Origin of the sequence: Portibacter lacus, assembly GCF_021533215.1 — a bacterium.
In the GTDB taxonomy this organism is placed as follows: Bacteria; Bacteroidota; Bacteroidia; order Chitinophagales; family Saprospiraceae; genus Portibacter; species Portibacter lacus.
The window spans coordinates 274182-290630 of record NZ_JAJNKA010000007.1; the positions used below are offsets into that span (position 1 = coordinate 274182).

General features: G+C 35.9%; 13 protein-coding genes. 9 read left to right on the forward strand and 4 right to left on the reverse strand.

The window, feature by feature from the left end; genetic code table 11:
* Window position 1 precedes the first annotated feature (1 nt).
* A complete protein-coding gene (uxuA, locus tag L2586_RS14080; RefSeq protein ID WP_235293554.1) occupies window positions 2-1168 on the reverse strand; it encodes a mannonate dehydratase in 1167 nt (388 codons plus the stop codon).
* Between the two features lie 8 nt (window positions 1169-1176).
* Window positions 1177-1974, reverse strand: coding sequence for an SDR family oxidoreductase (locus tag L2586_RS14085; protein ID WP_235293555.1), 798 nt, complete (start codon window positions 1972-1974; stop codon window positions 1177-1179).
* A 441-nt stretch (window positions 1975-2415) separates the two neighbouring features.
* Here L2586_RS14085 and L2586_RS14090 point away from each other — a divergent pair, with 441 nt between their 5' ends.
* The 8 genes from L2586_RS14090 to L2586_RS14125 all read left to right on the forward strand — a co-directional run bounded on the left by L2586_RS14090 (window position 2416) and on the right by L2586_RS14125 (window position 14654).
* Complete coding sequence (locus L2586_RS14090) at window positions 2416-3528, forward strand: glycoside hydrolase family 88/105 protein (RefSeq protein WP_235293556.1); 1113 nt, start codon at window positions 2416-2418, stop codon at window positions 3526-3528.
* Window positions 3529-3579: 51 nt separating this feature from the next.
* Window positions 3580-4860, forward strand: coding sequence for a Gfo/Idh/MocA family protein (locus tag L2586_RS14095; RefSeq protein WP_235293557.1), 1281 nt, complete (start codon window positions 3580-3582; stop codon window positions 4858-4860).
* A gap of 17 nt (window positions 4861-4877) precedes the next feature.
* Complete coding sequence (rhaM, locus tag L2586_RS14100; protein ID WP_235293558.1) at window positions 4878-5192, forward strand: L-rhamnose mutarotase; 315 nt, start codon at window positions 4878-4880, stop codon at window positions 5190-5192.
* Between the two features lie 379 nt (window positions 5193-5571).
* Window positions 5572-5970: a fibronectin type III domain-containing protein gene (locus tag L2586_RS14105; protein ID WP_394804409.1), complete on the forward strand. Its 399-nt coding sequence runs from the start codon at window positions 5572-5574 to the stop codon at window positions 5968-5970.
* 1 nt (window position 5971) lies between these two features.
* Entirely contained in the window at window positions 5972-6433 is a 462-nt protein-coding gene (locus L2586_RS14110) for a fibronectin type III domain-containing protein (RefSeq protein ID WP_235293560.1), read from the forward strand.
* A 70-nt stretch (window positions 6434-6503) separates the two neighbouring features.
* A complete protein-coding gene (locus L2586_RS14115; RefSeq protein WP_235293561.1) occupies window positions 6504-12050 on the forward strand; it encodes a T9SS type A sorting domain-containing protein in 5547 nt (1848 codons plus the stop codon).
* A gap of 178 nt (window positions 12051-12228) precedes the next feature.
* Window positions 12229-13209, forward strand: coding sequence for a Gfo/Idh/MocA family protein (locus L2586_RS14120; RefSeq protein WP_235293562.1), 981 nt, complete (start codon window positions 12229-12231; stop codon window positions 13207-13209).
* A 290-nt stretch (window positions 13210-13499) separates the two neighbouring features.
* The gene (locus L2586_RS14125; RefSeq protein ID WP_235293563.1) at window positions 13500-14654 is read left to right on the forward strand and encodes an alpha-hydroxy acid oxidase; all 1155 of its coding nucleotides are present in this window, start codon (window positions 13500-13502) and stop codon (window positions 14652-14654) included.
* Window positions 14655-14731: 77 nt separating this feature from the next.
* On the opposite strand, the gene L2586_RS14130 is transcribed toward L2586_RS14125, so the two are convergent.
* Together L2586_RS14130 and L2586_RS14135 are read right to left on the reverse strand one after the other, a co-directional pair.
* Entirely contained in the window at window positions 14732-15085 is a 354-nt protein-coding gene (locus L2586_RS14130; protein ID WP_235293564.1) for a hypothetical protein, read from the reverse strand.
* Between the two features lie 72 nt (window positions 15086-15157).
* Window positions 15158-15787, reverse strand: coding sequence for an NUDIX hydrolase (locus tag L2586_RS14135; protein ID WP_235293565.1), 630 nt, complete (start codon window positions 15785-15787; stop codon window positions 15158-15160).
* 25 nt (window positions 15788-15812) lie between these two features.
* Here L2586_RS14135 and pyrE point away from each other — a divergent pair, with 25 nt between their 5' ends.
* On the forward strand, window positions 15813-16448 hold the full coding sequence (pyrE, locus tag L2586_RS14140) for an orotate phosphoribosyltransferase (protein ID WP_235293566.1): 636 nt from the start codon (window positions 15813-15815) through the stop codon (window positions 16446-16448).
* Window position 16449: the final 1 nt, after the last annotated feature.

Genomic DNA, 16449 nt, shown 5'->3' on the forward strand with positions numbered 1-16449 from the left:
TTTATTGCATTGATCGTCTAATTCCTAATTCAAGTCCTCTTAATTCAGCTAAGCCTCTCAGCCTTCCTATAGCAGAATAGCCAGGATTTGTATGTTTATGTAAGTCGTCTAACATCTTATGTCCGTGATCTGGTCTTACTGGAATTTCCCATGTTGCATTAAGCAATAGGTTCTTCATTACAGCATACATATCGACGTCACCATTTAGGTGATCGGCTTCATGAAAATTTCCTTCTTCATCTCGTTTTGTAGCACGTAGATGTATAAAATTAATACGATGTCCTAATTCATTCACCATTTCTGGAAGATCATTATCCGGCCTCACACCGAATGACCCCGTACAAAAACAAACTCCATTCGCTGGATCATCGATAACATTTATGATATCTTTCGCGTCTTCTAAGGTACTTACTATTCTAGGTAATCCAAGAAGCGGAAAAGGTGGATCATCAGGATGTATGGCAAGTTTAGCACCAACTTCCATAGCAACTGGAACGATTTCTTTAAGAAACAGGAAAAGGTTTTCCTTCAATTTTGCGGCATCAACATCTTTGTAAGTGTCAAGAATAGCTTGAAACTTTGTTAAAGAAAAGACACCTTCAGTAGTCCCTCCTGGAAGCCCTGCAATAATATTCTTTGTTAGCTTTTCCTTCGCTGGATGAGACAACGTTTTAAAATACAATCTAGCCTTATCCACTAATTCTGGACTGTAATCCTTTTCTGCATTCGGCCTATTTAATATATAAATATCAAATGCTGCGAACGCTGCCCATTCGAAGAATAACGCTGTAGACCCATCCTCCATTTCCTTATCCAATTCTGTTCTAGACCAATCCAAAACAGGCATAAAATTATAGGTAATAATGGTAATTCCACAAGTAGCTAGATTTCGAATACTTTGCTTGTAATTATCGATCCATTCTTGATAATTCCCGGATCTTCTCTTTATATCTTCATGAACGGGAATGCTTTCTACTACTGACCATGTAAGTCCAGCATCTTCTATAAGTTGCTTCCGCTCTTTTATGTCTTTTACTTCCCAAACTACTCCACTGGGAATTTGATGGAGGGCATTTACTACGCCGGTTGCTCCTGACTGTCTTACATCTGAAAGACTCACTGGATCATCAGGTCCATACCATCTCCATGTTTGTTCTAAGTTCTTCATTTTAATTATTAAACACCACTAAATGCTGAAAATCCACCGTCGATAGGTACTATAATTCCAGTTATAAAAGATGATTTATCATCACATAGCCATAATACCGTACTAACTAATTCTTCTGGTTTTCCGAATCGTCTCATCGGTGTCTGACTAATGATTGTATTTCCTCGATCTGTCAGACTTCCGTCTTCATTCATTAATAAGGCTCTATTCTGGTCTGCAACAAGAAATCCAGGTGCTATTGCGTTCACTCTGATTCCTTCACCATACTTACTTATGAGTTCTACAGCCATTGATTTTGTAAAATTATCTACTGCTGCTTTCGAAGCCGAATAACCAACAACTCTCGTCATCGGAGAAATCGCTGACATTGAAGATATGTTAATGATACATCCTTGTTTCTGATCGACCATCGGTCTAGCGAAAGCCTTGGTCGGAATCACCGTACCAAGCAGATTTAAATCATTTACCTTCTTGAATTGATCTATTTCTAAGTCAAAAATCGTTTGATTAGGCATAATTGTAGCACCCGACATATTTCCTCCTGCGCCATTAATAAGCACATCTACTCTACCGGCCTTTTCCAGTACTTGATCTACCGCCGCTTCTGTAGTTTCCTGGTCTAACACATCACAAACAATATAATCAACATCTAAATTCTTGCTTTGTAATTCTGCAACTACCGCTTTAGATTTTTCTTCATTTCTTGCTAATATAAAAACCTTAGCACCTGCTTTCGCCATACCTTCAGCTAATGCACTACCGATCGTTCCATTACCGCCAGTAATGCACACAACTTTTCCATTCATTTTGTCAAATATTATTTTACGATAAAAAAAGAGATGTAAGAATCCGTCTGCAAATTCTAAATTCATCCATGCCTCCAAGTTATAAATTACTAATAAATATTTCCCCTAAAATTAAAATTACTTTATTTTAAATCCTTGAAAAATACAATTATTACATAGAAGCAACCTTCTTTTTATCAATATTAAATTTGGCAAACTAAAGGTTTAAAGGTTATTTCTAAATTAAATTAATTATTTTAAAATGTATAGGCTCAGTATCAATATATACCACTATATAATATTGCAAAATAGTTGAATCGCATTATATATAGAGTTTTATTCCATTGAAATTAAAGAAAAAGTATCTTAATGAAAGTCTTTGAAATAATTTATTTTTTTAAAAAAATAGATGTTTCTTTAGGAGATCAATAATTTTCACGTAAAATATTCAATATTTCATTAATGAAGAAATTAGCACTACCATTCTATGCATTACTTTTTTTGATTACCATTTCTTGTAAATCAACATCCACATTAATTGATAATGAGAAAGTAGAAACTGCTATGCTTGCCGCTTTAAAATGGCAAGAAGCTAATCCGATAAAATCATCATCTTTTACAGACTGGACGAATGGTGCATATTATACAGGAGTTGCTAAAGCACATGAATCCACTAATAACCCTATTTATCTTAAGGCGATAAAAGATATGGGCGAAAGAAATGAATGGAAAACATGGAAGCGATTTTACCATGCAGATGATGTTGTAATCTCTTATTCTTACTTATACCTTAATGAAGTAGAACCGGATGTTATCGACATCGTCCCTACTGCCCAGTTTATATCTGCACATCTGAACAAACCTCATGAATGGAAAGAAGGACATGATCCCGACGGATATCATCATATTTTATGGTGGTGGTGCGATGCCTTATTTATGGCGCCTCCTGTTTTGATTAAATACTCTAACCTAACCGGTGATAAAGAAATTTTAGAACAGACGTATAACTATTATAAAGAAACTTACGATTTGTTATTTGATCAAGAGGAATTACTATTCGCAAGAGACACGAGATTCGTTTGGGATGGCGATGAAGACGATCTGAAAGAGGAAAATGGCAAAAAGATATTCTGGTCTAGAGGTAATGGTTGGGTACTAGGAGGACTTGCATTAATCTTAGAAGATTTACCAGAAGATGCTACTCATCGAACATTTTATGAAGAGTTATATCTAAAAATGGCAGCAAAAGTAAAATCTATACAAGATAAAGATGGATTATGGCGAACAAGTTTATTAAGTCCTGAATCATGGGATCATGGGGAAGTAAGTGGAAGCGGTTTTTTCACATTCGCATTGGCATGGGGAATCAATAATGGAATGCTAGATCGAAAAGAATACGAACCTACAGTCCGTAAAGCTTGGAAAGCATTAGCAGAATGCCAAAAGCCTGATGGTAAAATAGGTTGGGTGCAGAATATAGGAGCGAAGCCAGATCCAGCATCAGCTGATAGCTGGCAAAACTATGGAACAGGAGCTTTTCTATTAGCTGGAAGTGAGATATTAAAACTTAAATAGTACAAACTTGAAATATACATTAACACAACCTCATTAAATAGATTTAGTAACATGGAAAATAAATCAAGAAGAAGTTTTTTAAAGAAAAGTGTGGTTACCGCAGGTGTATTTACAATTGTTCCGCGATTCGTTTTAGGTCGAGGCTTTATTGCACCAAGTGATAAAATTAATATTGGAGTTATTGGACTTGGAAAACAGGGAAATATTCTGTCAGATCGATTTATACAAAATACACAAGCACAGATCATAGCAGGTTCTGATGTATGGGAATCTAAAAGAGAAGCATTTCAGTCTAATATTCATAATTGGTATAGTAAAAATAGAGGCATTAGTGATTACAAAGGCTTAAAAACTTACCTTGATTACAAAGAATTAATTGACCAAAAAGAAGTAGATGCTATTATTGTAGCGACACCTGATCACTGGCATGCAATTCAGGCTGTAGATGTTATGGATGCTGGAAAAGACTTGTATTGTGAAAAGCCGATGACATTGACTATAGATGGCGGAAAGAAAATGGTTGCTGCAGCGAAAAAGAATAATAGCGTCGTTCAAATCGGCAGCATGCAACGATCTTGGGATCGATTTAAAAAAGCAAAAGATTTAGTCAGTTCTGGAAAATTAGGAGAGATTACGAAAGTGTTAGTTAACGTAGGTGATCCTGCTGTGGCTTATAATCTGCCAGCTGAAACGATTCCTTCTGGATTAGACTGGAATAAGTGGTGTGGCCCTGCACCGTTAATTGATTATAATGAATTGGTAGCACCTCCTATTGTAAAGACATATCCTAAATGGCGTGATTATAAAGAAACGGGCGGAGGTATACTTGCAGATTGGGGAGCGCATATGTTTGATATCGCTCAATGGTGCCTAGATATGGATCATACTGGACCTATAAAATATATTCCTCCTTCTGATTCTAAAGCGGTACGTGGATTACGAATGTTTTATGCCAATGGTATAGAAATGGTTCATGAAGATTTTGGGCGTAAATGGGCAGTTAGATTTATTGGAACAGAAGGGATATTAGATGTTAGTCGAGGTTTCTTAGAAACCAATCCAACAACGATTCTCTCTTCTAACCCTGAAGTAGACACTCATAAACTTTATAGTAAACAATGGAATCACTACCAAGATTGGATATCAGCTATTAAAACAAGAAATCAACCGATCTGTCCAGTAGAAATCGGACATCGATCAGCGACAGTGTGTAACATTGCAAATATAGCTTACGAACTCGGTCAAGAACTCAATTGGGATCCAGAACATGAATCATTCATCAATAATGATGATGCAAATGGAATGATGAAAAGAAAACCTAGAAAGTTCTAATAAGCAAACAGAATAAGATGGAAAGACTGGCATTTAGAATGCAACTTAAACCTGGAAGAAAAGAGGAGTATAAAAAAAGGCATGATGAAATATGGCCTGAAATTCAAGAGCTCTTAAAAGAGGCTGGGATATCTGAATATTCAATCTTCTTTGATGAAGAAACAAATTACCTATTTGCATTTCAAAAAGTAGCAGGTAAACAAGGTTCTCAAGATCTTAGTGCTAACCCATTTGTCCAAAAATGGTGGGCTTACATGAAAGATATCATGATTGTGAATAAAGACAATTCTCCTGTAACGACGATGTTAGAAGAAGTTTTTTATCTGGATTAAAGAGAATGTTTGCTCTAATATTTAATAGTAACTTTCTCGATTAACTGATTTTATCCGCCAGTTAGCAAAATATATTCATCCTAGTTTTTAGTTGTATTTATTAATGATATCCCTTGATTGATCAAAACATCCTAGGATTGTATCCGCAACTAATTGGGTTAAAAGCATAAGATGATGTTTCAAGTATAGACCACGTTTCATTTAACAATAGAACTATTACTCCTGAAGACAACTTTGTTCTTGGGACTCAAGTATCCATAAGATTATTTAAAAAATTAACTTTTAAAGTAAATGCCGCAGCAAGCACATATACAGGTAATACTATATCGCAGCGGTAGATGAGGAAGGAAATGAAATCACGTCTGTTATCGGATTCGGTATCACCAAAGATGAAGTCCCTCCTGCCCCACCTTCTAACTTACATGCTGAAATAGATTCGAATGGGCTACTATTACTTCAATGGGATGCTCCTACCGATGACGATATTCGCGGATATCAAGTTTTGTATTCAAATTCTAAAAATGCGGAATTCGGAGGCCGTTCTATAGATTATCTACCATTTAGTCACTTTGTAGATTCTATATCACTAAAAACATTGATCAAAAACATCTATTACTGTGTTATTGCAATCGATTATTCCTATAATCAATCTGAAGCATCAGAAATTCTAGAAGTTAAACGACCCGATATCATTCCTCCTGAAGCATCCATATTTACAGATTACAATGTCAGTGAAGAAGGAATATCTTTTAAATGGCTAAAAAAGCACAAGCAATGATGTGGTAGCTGTAGAATTGCACAAGAAGACCGGTGATAAAAGATGGATGCCAGTGAAAAGCTTTGATCAAAATAGTACAGAATACCTAGATACAGATGTCACTGATGGAGAACTATACAGCTACAATTTAAGGACCATCGATGAAGATGGCAATGAAACTTATCCAGAAAAACCGCTTGTCCTTGAGGCATTAACTCCCTTTTTTATTCCACCGGTGGAAGCTGCCAAAGCTGAAGAAACCGAAAATGGTCTAAGGCTAACATGGCAATATGAAGAAGTGGAATATGTGGAATTTATTCTCTACAAAGATGAATCTCAAGAGTCCTTATCCACCTATAAAAAACTTCAAAATCAATATTCTTTTGAAGTACCAGGAACAGCCTTAAACTCAGGACAATCTCTGTGGATTAAAGCAAAAAGCAAAAATGGCAGAGAATCAAAATTGACTCGACTAACCCTTTAGGGTGATTGTATGCCCTGATTCCTAGACTTAACTTAGCAATGAATTTTAATCTAAACCTTAAACCATTAAGATGAAAACCTTTACTTATACTTTATTAATCCTACTTGTTTTAGGAGCAATTACTAAGCTAGATGCACAAAGCTGTAGCCCTGGAACTATAACTACCCAAGCTCAAATTGATGATTTATCTGCTAACTGCTCAATGATTTCAGGAGATCTCATTATCGAAGGCGCAGGAATTACAGACCTGGACCCACTTTATTCGATAAAAAGTGTAACTGGAGATGTCATTGTTCGAAATTGTCCAATCTTACTAAATATCCAAGGATTAGATGGAATAACAACAATTGGGGGCGATTTCATCATTCAAAACACAAGTGTCACTGGTTTTGGAGAATTTGTCTTTGAACTAACAAGTATAGGTGGGGATATATACATTGAAGATAACAATAGTCTAGTCATGATTCATCGTATGGATAAATTAGTAAGCATTGGTGGCAAATTAAGTGTTCGAAACAATAGTGTTTTACAAGGTGTAAATGATTTCACTGCCTTGACAACGATCAACCAACACTTTGAAATGTTTGCTAATGGAAATCTTCAAACTTTAGAATTTCCAGAATTAACCACGATATCAATGGGTATGGCTTTTCTCAACAACAATGGAAATTTTTCATTAAATGGTTTTCCAAAATTACAAACCATCAGCGAAGGAATTCTGCTTTCTCAAAATAATGGTTTAAAACAAGTGAATGGATTTAACGCATTAACTACAATAAACACAATTTACATTATATCAAATGATTATCTTACACAAGTGAATGGTTTTGGTAATCTGCTTACTAATACTATTGTTTCTTTAACTAACAATCTATTTTTAACCCAAATTAATGGATTTTCTAAGCTAGCATCATGCTCTTTAATACAAATCAATGGAAATGGAGATATAATAAGTTTGAATGGGTTCGGATTACTTTCCTCTGCTGAAACCATTGAGTTTAAAGATAATCTAATAACAGCCGCTCGATCTTCGGCAAATCTTGATTTATTAGGTTTCAATAATTTAACAAGTGTTACTAACTTAAGCATTTCAGGTAATAACATACTTTCTAATATCAGTGGATTTTCTAATCTGCAGTCAGCAACCGATATAGAAATTGAGAATAATTTTGGACTAACATCAATTTCAGGATTTGCGAGTTTTACTACTTTAAATAATTTAGCCATTTTAGCAAATCCAAGTTTAACTTCAATTACTGGATTCCAAGCTTTAAAAACGGTTAATGATTATTTTCATATCTCCAGCAATCCAATGCTTAATACAATGGGCAATTTTAATGCTGTTGAAACTGGAAATTTGGTTTTTGATTACAATGATGCTTTAACTACTATCAATGGATTCTCGAGTCACACGTATGGAGACGTTGGAATCTATGATAATGCTAACCTAACAACGGTCAATGCTTGGGTAAATTTAACATCAGGCTATGGATTCCAAATATTAAATAATCCTAAGCTTTCTACTGTTAATGGATTTGAAAATTTCGATACAAATGTAGAATTCGTTGTTATTAGAAATAATCCAATGTTATCAGTATGTTGCTGGGCCCTTCCCGCAATAGCAGCAGCTCTATCATCCAACAATGGAATTGTTTCTATTTCAGGAAACGCAGCTGGCTGTGCTAGTCTTGCTCAGATTGATCAAGCACCTGTTTTAAATAATTGTCCTGCAGATATTACCACTAATGCAGATGAGAATGAATGTACTGTATTTATTTCTTTGACTGATCCAACGATTACAGACAATTGTGGATATGAAAGTTATAAATACAACCTAGTTTCAAATGGCACATCAAATCTTCCCCAAGACGCATCAGAGGGAATATCTTTTGATTATTTTTTACCCGTAGGAATTTCAACAATCACCTGGGAAGTCATCGATGAAAGTGGTAACAATGATGTCTGTGTAACTAAAATTACGGTAGAAGATAATCAATTTCCAGTTTTTACAAGTGAACTTCCAGCATCTTTTGAAATTGAAACCTCACCCACTTCATGCATTGGCGTACATAGTCTTACCTTTCCTCCAGCTACAGATAACTGCGAAATTATCTTTCGGGAAATAAGTGTCTATATAGAAGGTATTCCTAGCACATTTTATCTAAACAATAATGTGCAGGAAGGACAAACCTACGATATAGAATTAGAGCCTGGAGTATATACTGTAGAGGCAAAAGTAAAAGATGCATCAAACAAAATAGATCAATCCTTTACTCAGTTAACCGTTTCTGATGAAACCAGTCCTGTTTACCTCGGAGCCATCCCTAATGATGTAACTGTTCAAACTCAAGGGGCAGGATGTACCATTGACCATGAAATTACCTTTCCTGAATTTGAAGATAATTGTGCGATTGCACTAAGCTCTTTGATTGTATTGGTAGAAGGAAGCAATGAAATTGTCTATGACAACAGCGGACCTGTGGGAGGTACTACCTATACCGTTTCGCTAGAGCCCGGAGAATACTGGGTAGAATATTATTTAATCGATGAATCTGACAATGAAAATGACACTAGATCATATATCACGGTAGAAGATGGTACAGCTCCGGTTATTACACTTAACCAAGCAGATGTCACTGTAAATTGTAATCAATCGCCACCTACCATTCCGCAAATAGGCAGCAGCATCTTTGCAAATGATGCATGCGATGGCGATGTAACTGCAAACATGACTGCTACCTCATCAACAAGTAGTGGAGATTGCACCTTTGGTCAAGAACAAGAATCTACAACCTATACTTATACTGCTACAGATAACAATGGCAACACCTCTGAGAAATCATTTACCATTACAATCATCAATAATGAAGCAGTAGAACTTGGAGCTGACAAAGTTGGATGTACTGGAGAAAGTGTTGAGCTAACCAGTACAGGTTTAAGTGGTTCATACCTTTGGTCAACAGGTGCAACGACTTCTTCAATTTCAGTTAATACAGCTGGAACTTATTCATTAACAGTGACAGGAGCTAGTGGATGTTGTAGCATAGATGATGTCAATGTTTCTTTCCAAAACGATCCTGACGCCTCAGCTACAGGCGGGGTCATCGGATGTTCTACCAATTCGATTCAACTGACAGGGTCTTCCACAAGTACAGGTGTAAGCTATACTTGGACAGGCCCAGGAGGATTTGTTTCAAATCAACAAAACCCAACTGTAAGCAGTTTAGGTGACTATATTCTAACCGTTTCCACTTCTGCAGGTTGTAGTACCACCGCTACTGCAAGTGTAAGTGCAGACACTGATGTTCCTAATGCTAGTGCTAGTGGTGGGAATCTGAATTGTTCTACATCTTCTGTCCAACTTATGGGAGCCTCTACAACTTCAGGAGTAAGCTATTCATGGACAGGGCCCGATAATTTCACTTCCTCTGATCAGAGCCCAACGGTTTCTGTAGCAGGAATCTACACCTTAACCGTCAAAGCTGAAAATGACTGCTCTGTTACCGTCGATGCAGAAGTTATCGATGACACCACTGTTCCAGAAGTAACATTAAATGAAGGAATTATAAATTGTACCAGCCCAGAAATAACTTTAACACCAGAAACGATAGGTGATATAGCAAGTTATTCATGGACTGGACCTGATAACTTAACAGCTGATAGCGAAACATTGACCATAACCAAAGGTGGTAATTACACTATCACGGTTACTGGAACCAATACATGCTCTGCAAATACAAGTATCACTGTCGTAGAAGATTTAGAATCGCCTAACATTAGTGCAGAAGGAGGAGAAATAGATTGCTCAGCTTCTCAAGTCACTTTAACCGGTAGTTCTACAACAGCTGGTGCTAGCTTTTCTTGGAGTGGTCCAAATGATTTTAGCGCAAGTATTGCTAATCCAGTAGTAATTACACCAGGAACTTATACCCTGACCGTTACAGGTGAAAATGGATGTACAGCTACATCCAGTGTTGAATTAACATCTGATGTGGAGATACCAATAATTACTGCAATGGGAGGAACAATAGATTGCATAAATACGAGTATAGAAATAACCGCTAGTTCTGATACAGATGGTTTAACTTATTCATGGACTGGACCTAACAGTTTTATTGGAAATACTGCTGATATTTCGGTTAATGAGCCTGGGACATACACTGTTGTTGCTACTCATTCAAATGGTTGCACAGCTCAAGATATTGTAGAAGTGATAGATAATACACAAGCTCCTACAATTTCCATCAGTGCAGAAGATATTAATTGTTCAAATCTCGAATCAAAGGTTCTTTCTGAAAGTAGTACGGATGTCATATCGTTCTCATGGACAGGTCAAGATGGATTTTCTTCTACAGATGAAGAGCCAACTATTAGTGTAGCTGGAACATATGATCTTGTGGTTACTTCCGAAAATGGTTGTACTGCCGAAGCATCTATAACGATAACCAGTGATTTTACAGAACCTGAAGCAACAGCGTCTGGAGGAACTTTAAGTTGTTCCCTAAATGCAATCACACTTGAGGTCGTCAGCTCTGGTTCTAATCTTAGTTTTATTTGGAGTGGCCCAGACGGATTTAATTCTACAGTTCAGAATCCAGAAGTTACACAAGCTGGAACTTACACACTAATCGTTACCGCAGAAAATGGATGTACCACAGAAGTAAGTGCAGATGTTGTAGCTGATACAGATTTGCCTGTTGTTACTGCTGCTGGCGGAACAATAGATTGTAATCATAGTGAGGTAACTTTAATGGGTTCAACAACGACTTCTGATGCAACATTCTCATGGTCAGGGCCTAACGGCTTTTCCAGTGATATGAATAATCCAGTTGTTACATCCATTGGCGAATATACTTTCACTGTTGTTAGTTCAACAGGATGTTCTGCATTCAAAAAAGTTCAGGTTCTTGAGGATTTAGAAGCTCCTGAAGTTCAATTATCTTTAGGCGAAGTCTCGTGTGAAGATTCAAGTATTACCATCAATTCGTCATTAGTCAATGGACTAAATTATACATGGTCAGGACCTGATGGATTTACTTCATCAGAAGCTCAGCCTATTGTATCAATTGCAGGAATCTATGCTACAACCGTTACTGGTTCTAATGGTTGCAGCTTAACAACATCAATTGAATTATTAGAAGATATAGCTTTCGAAACTTCTGTAAGTGTTGATGGGAGTGACGCTACGCTCACAATTACAGGTGGTAACGGACCTTTTTCTATTATGTGGGACAATGGAAGTCAAGAATTATCTGCAAGTGATTTAACCGATGGTGAACATTCAGTAATTGTTACTGATGAGCTAGGCTGCTCACAAGAAGTCACTTTTACTATCTTATCCTCAGGAGTCGAAGAAATAGAAGAAACCTTACAAATTAAAGCCTATCCTAATCCAGCGATCGACGTATTAAATTTGAGCTGGAAAAATATGAATAAAGGAATTCAAAATATTCAAGTACTTAATCAGGGTGGAAAAATAGTATTTATTAAAGATTTTACTGAAGGACTTGCTGTTGAAAATTTGAAAATTAATATATCTCAATGGTCATCTGGAATTTATTTTATTAAGTATACAAACACCGAACAAATAGGAGTTTTAAAATTTGCAAAATTATAATGTAATAGCTGAACACCCTTTTATATTTAGATAAATTCCGACACTGTTACTTGATTGTGGCAGTGTCTTTTTTTTACATTAATATTAGCAACTTGGTTAATACTAATCAATAGAATCAGTATCCTATTTCTTATTTTTATATTTTAGCTTTTCATAGAAAAGTGTATTAACATTAATCATGGAAAAAGAGAAAAAAGTTATTTGGGGAATTATAGGTTGCGGTGATGTAGCAGAGGTGAAAAGTGGGCCTGCATTTCAGAAAATAAAACATTCTGAGCTGAGAATGGTCATGCGAAGAGACGCAGAAAAAGCTCAAAGTTTTGCAAGAAGGCATCACGTACCACACTGGACAAATGATGCGAAAGTTCTGCTAAATGATTACCACATCAATGCTGTGTATATTGCTACTCCACCTTCTACTCATCTAGAGTATGCTCGTCTTGCTTTGAAAGCAGGAAAAAACATTTACCTAGAAAAACCCATGGTACGCAATTTAAAAGAAGCCACTCAACTTCTAGACCTTGCAAAAGAAAGTGATCAAAAAATAACTGTTGCCCATTATAGAAGAGCATTACCAGCTTTCCAAAAAGTTAAAAGCCTCATTGAAAAAAAAGCAATAGGAGATATCCGACTAGTAGAAATTCAGATGCTACAATCTGCCAAGAACGATCTTATCGCTTCTACTGACGAGAACTGGCGAGTAGATCCTAAAATTTCTGGTGGCGGCTACTTTTTCGACCTTGCACCTCATCAGTTAGATCTTATGCTAAACTTCTTCGGAAAATTTGAAAAAAGAAATGGAATAGCTTCTAATCAATCTAAAGTATATCAAGCAAATGATATGGTCAATGCGCTAGGTAGATTCGAGAACGGCGTACACTTTACGGGAACATGGGCTTTTAATGTCAACGATGATCAATGTAAGGATGTTTGCAAAATCTATGGAAGTGATGGGATGATCAAATTTTCTTTCTACGGAGATAAAGTTTACCTCACTCATAAAGGAAAGAAGAAAAAATTTAGATTTGAAAACCCACAGCATATTCAATACCCAATGATTTCTAAAACCGTTGACTACTTTTTAGATATTGGCCCTAACCCTTGTTCCATCCAAGAAGGGCAGAATGTTATAGAAAGCATGGAAATTATTACAAGTTAAAGAGAGATAAGATGATATGTTGAAGGTGAATAGAACATGAATTCTCTTTAAAACAGTTGAGATTCTTTTCACTCTGATACAATTTATCCTAATTTAATGATGGAGATTTCCCATATAATTCTAATTTCGTAAAGAGTATGCGATTTTCTTTCGATAATTGCATTTTACAGGTCTAATAGTTATTATTTGTCAATAGTATTAGGTAATGTTAACATTCTGTTCATTCTGATTCTTAAATAAAGCGAAATCAGTGTCAGAAATATAAATTTTAAATTCGAATAAACAATAGCATGGCAGAAATCATCATTGATCCAAAACTTCCTTCCATAGAGCATCTTAAGGCAAAAACAAAAAAGAGAATTCCTCGATTTGCTTATGAGTATTTAAGCGGTGGATGTAATAATGAGGTTAATCTAAGAAAGAATACTGCTGAGATTCGCGATATTGAATTAAAGCCGTACTATCTAAGAGATTATGGTGGAATTGATATGAAGACTGAGTTATTTGGCCATACTTATGATGCGCCATTCGGTATCTCCCCTATTGGTTTACAAGGATTGATATGGCCACGAGCGACAGAAATCCTTGCCAAGGCTGCTCATGATCATAATCTACCATTTATTTTAAGTACGGTTGCCACAGCAGATGTAGAAACAGTTGCTGAAATTACAGAAGGCAAAGCTTGGTTTCAATTGTACCATCCTGCTGAAAAAGAATTAAGAAATAAACTTATTAAACGAGTCGACGAAGCAGGATATCCTGTACTTGTGATTTTATCTGACGTCCCTACTTTCGGATATCGTCCGAAGGAAATCAAGAACGGGCTTTCTATACCTCCAAAATTGACCATACCCAATATGCTTCAGATTATGGCTAATCCAAACTGGGCATTAAGTACATTACTAGCGGGACAACCTGAATTCAAAACACTTAAACCGTATGTTCCAAAAGGGCTTAACCTAAAACACTTAGGTTTATTCATGAATAAAACATTCAATGGTCGCATGAGTGAAGATCGAATAAAAGAAATTCGAGATATGTGGAAAGGAAAAATAGTAATGAAGGGTGCAGCATCACATGAGGATATCCAAAAATCTATTGAAATAGGTCTAGATGGTGTAATCATTTCTAATCACGGAGGTAGACAATTAGATGCTGGACAATCAACCATTGCAGTAGTTTCTGATATTATTGAGGAATTCAAAGGGAAAACAAAAATCATGATGGATTCAGGAATGAGATGTGGACCTGATATCGCTTCTACCTTGGCTACTGGAGCAGAATTTGCATTCTTAGGAAGAGCACCGATGTATGGCGTAGGAGCAATGGGTAAAAAAGGTGGAAATCAGGCTATTTCTATTTTGAAACGTGAACTTCAGCAAGTAATGGAACAATTATGCTGTGAAAGAGTAGAAGACTTACATAAGCACTTGATCAAGAAATAACTTATCAATATTTCTAAACGAGTAAAGCCTTAAGTAAAAACTTAAGGCTAATCATTTTCTTCTAGAAAGTAGAAATATTATTTTATGATAAAAGTAGAATTCAGCACCTTTCCAAGATAGGTATGCAGTTCTAAGGTATAAGTTCCAGTTGAGTATTCTGAATAATCAACTTCATAGATCGTATCTACTTCTCTCTTGCTTACGTCATCGTTGAATTTAAGTTCGCCATTTTGTTTAACAATTTTAAGTTCTTTCACATTTAAGTTCAGCAATTCGAAATCAATGTAAAGAATTCTAGAATCCATATCCTTGAACAATGGAAAATCCTTTTCTATAATTTTTAATATTACTGGGGGATCGAAGTTATTAGCTACTGCGGAATTTAATCCAAAAAACAAAAAGAATACTAAAGCAATAATAGAGGTCTTCATTCTGATATTTATTGTTATATGATAAGGTTCTTCCTTATGACACTTATTATTAACGTAACCCACATGGATTTATTATACTTTCTTGAAATATGTAAACAAAACGTCATTTATATTATTGTAGCAGACATCTCCAGAAGCCAAAAATTCACCCAAATCTCTCCATCTAGCTTCCTCAATATCTTCTTCTGTTTGCGGAACCAACTGACTATCAGTAGTTAGCATATGAAACCATTTTGTTTTTTTAAGAACTCTGTTTTTATTTTTATTTTTGAAAACATGGTAAGTAGTTAATAACTTTTTTTTCCTTTCTAAGTTATTTAATCCACATTCTTCCTTGACTTCTCTGACTGCAGCAGTTTTGTAATCCTCTCCGGGATCTAATTTCCCCTTTGGTAAGTCCCAGAAACCACGTCTGAAAATAAACAAGATTTCATCCTTTTCATTGGTTACTAAACCGCCGCCAGCTTTCACCACTCTAAATAGAGATATGAAATCATTAAATAGGAGTTCCAGATTAGCATGATGAAGAATGATGGCTTCATACTTGGAATCTTTTTCTAAATTATCGATATAATTAAGTATGGTCTTTTTCTTTCCAGCGTATGCTATTTGTAAAACATTTTCACGAGGATAGACTTCATTTATCAATTCCTCATTAGAAATGAGAATTAAAGGTGTTTCGTTTATATAGATTTTGTACATTTGCGCACCAATTATAAGTTTAAATATGGATTTGGGAGCGCAAATTGCGAAAAAATTGTTACAAGTCAATGCAATAAAATTAAATCCTGCACAACCTTTCACTTGGGCGTCAGGAATTAAGTCACCTATTTATTGCGATAATAGGATTACATTATCCTATCCAGACATCAGAACATTTATTAAAATAAAATTATCTGAGCTCAGTCGGCAGTTCGATAAATTCGATACGGTTGCTGGAGTTGCGACTGCTGGTATACCTCATGGAGCGTTATTAGCAGACCAATTGAATTTACCATTTGCTTATATCAGGTCTAAGGCCAAGTCACATGGTAGGCAGAATTTAATCGAAGGGAAAATCGAAGAAGGGGCACGAGTATTAGTAGTTGAAGACTTAATCTCGACTGGCATGAGTTCTTTAAAAGCGGTAGACGCGGTTAAAGAAACAGGTGCGGAGGTAGTTGGTGTTATTGCCATATTTAGCTATGACTTCCCTCAAGCAAAAGAAGCTTTTGCTAAAGAAGGATGTCCATTTAAGACATTAAGTAGCTATCCAGCTCTATTGCAGCAAGCAGTAGAACAACATTATATAAACGAAGAACAATTAGCGGCTCTAGAAATCTGGAATCAAGATCCAGCGAAATGGGCAGAAAAGAATACATAAA

Bases quoted from the DNA above. Each gene is read 5' to 3' on its own strand.
- uxuA (WP_235293554.1), bottom strand. From the start codon at position 1,168: ATGAAGAACTTAGAACAAACATGGAGATGGTATGGACCTGATGATCCA.
- L2586_RS14085 (WP_235293555.1), bottom strand. From the start codon at position 1,974: ATGAATGGAAAAGTTGTGTGCATTACTGGCGGTAATGGAACGATCGGT.
- L2586_RS14090 (WP_235293556.1), top strand. From the start codon at position 2,416: ATGAAGAAATTAGCACTACCATTCTATGCATTACTTTTTTTGATTACC.
- L2586_RS14095 (WP_235293557.1), top strand. From the start codon at position 3,580: ATGGAAAATAAATCAAGAAGAAGTTTTTTAAAGAAAAGTGTGGTTACC.
- rhaM (WP_235293558.1), top strand. From the start codon at position 4,878: ATGGAAAGACTGGCATTTAGAATGCAACTTAAACCTGGAAGAAAAGAG.
- L2586_RS14115 (WP_235293561.1), top strand. From the start codon at position 6,504: ATGAAAACCTTTACTTATACTTTATTAATCCTACTTGTTTTAGGAGCA.
- L2586_RS14120 (WP_235293562.1), top strand. From the start codon at position 12,229: ATGGAAAAAGAGAAAAAAGTTATTTGGGGAATTATAGGTTGCGGTGAT.
- L2586_RS14125 (WP_235293563.1), top strand. From the start codon at position 13,500: ATGGCAGAAATCATCATTGATCCAAAACTTCCTTCCATAGAGCATCTT.
- L2586_RS14130 (WP_235293564.1), bottom strand. From the start codon at position 15,085: ATGAAGACCTCTATTATTGCTTTAGTATTCTTTTTGTTTTTTGGATTA.
- L2586_RS14135 (WP_235293565.1), bottom strand. From the start codon at position 15,787: ATGTACAAAATCTATATAAACGAAACACCTTTAATTCTCATTTCTAAT.
- pyrE (WP_235293566.1), top strand. From the start codon at position 15,813: ATGGATTTGGGAGCGCAAATTGCGAAAAAATTGTTACAAGTCAATGCA.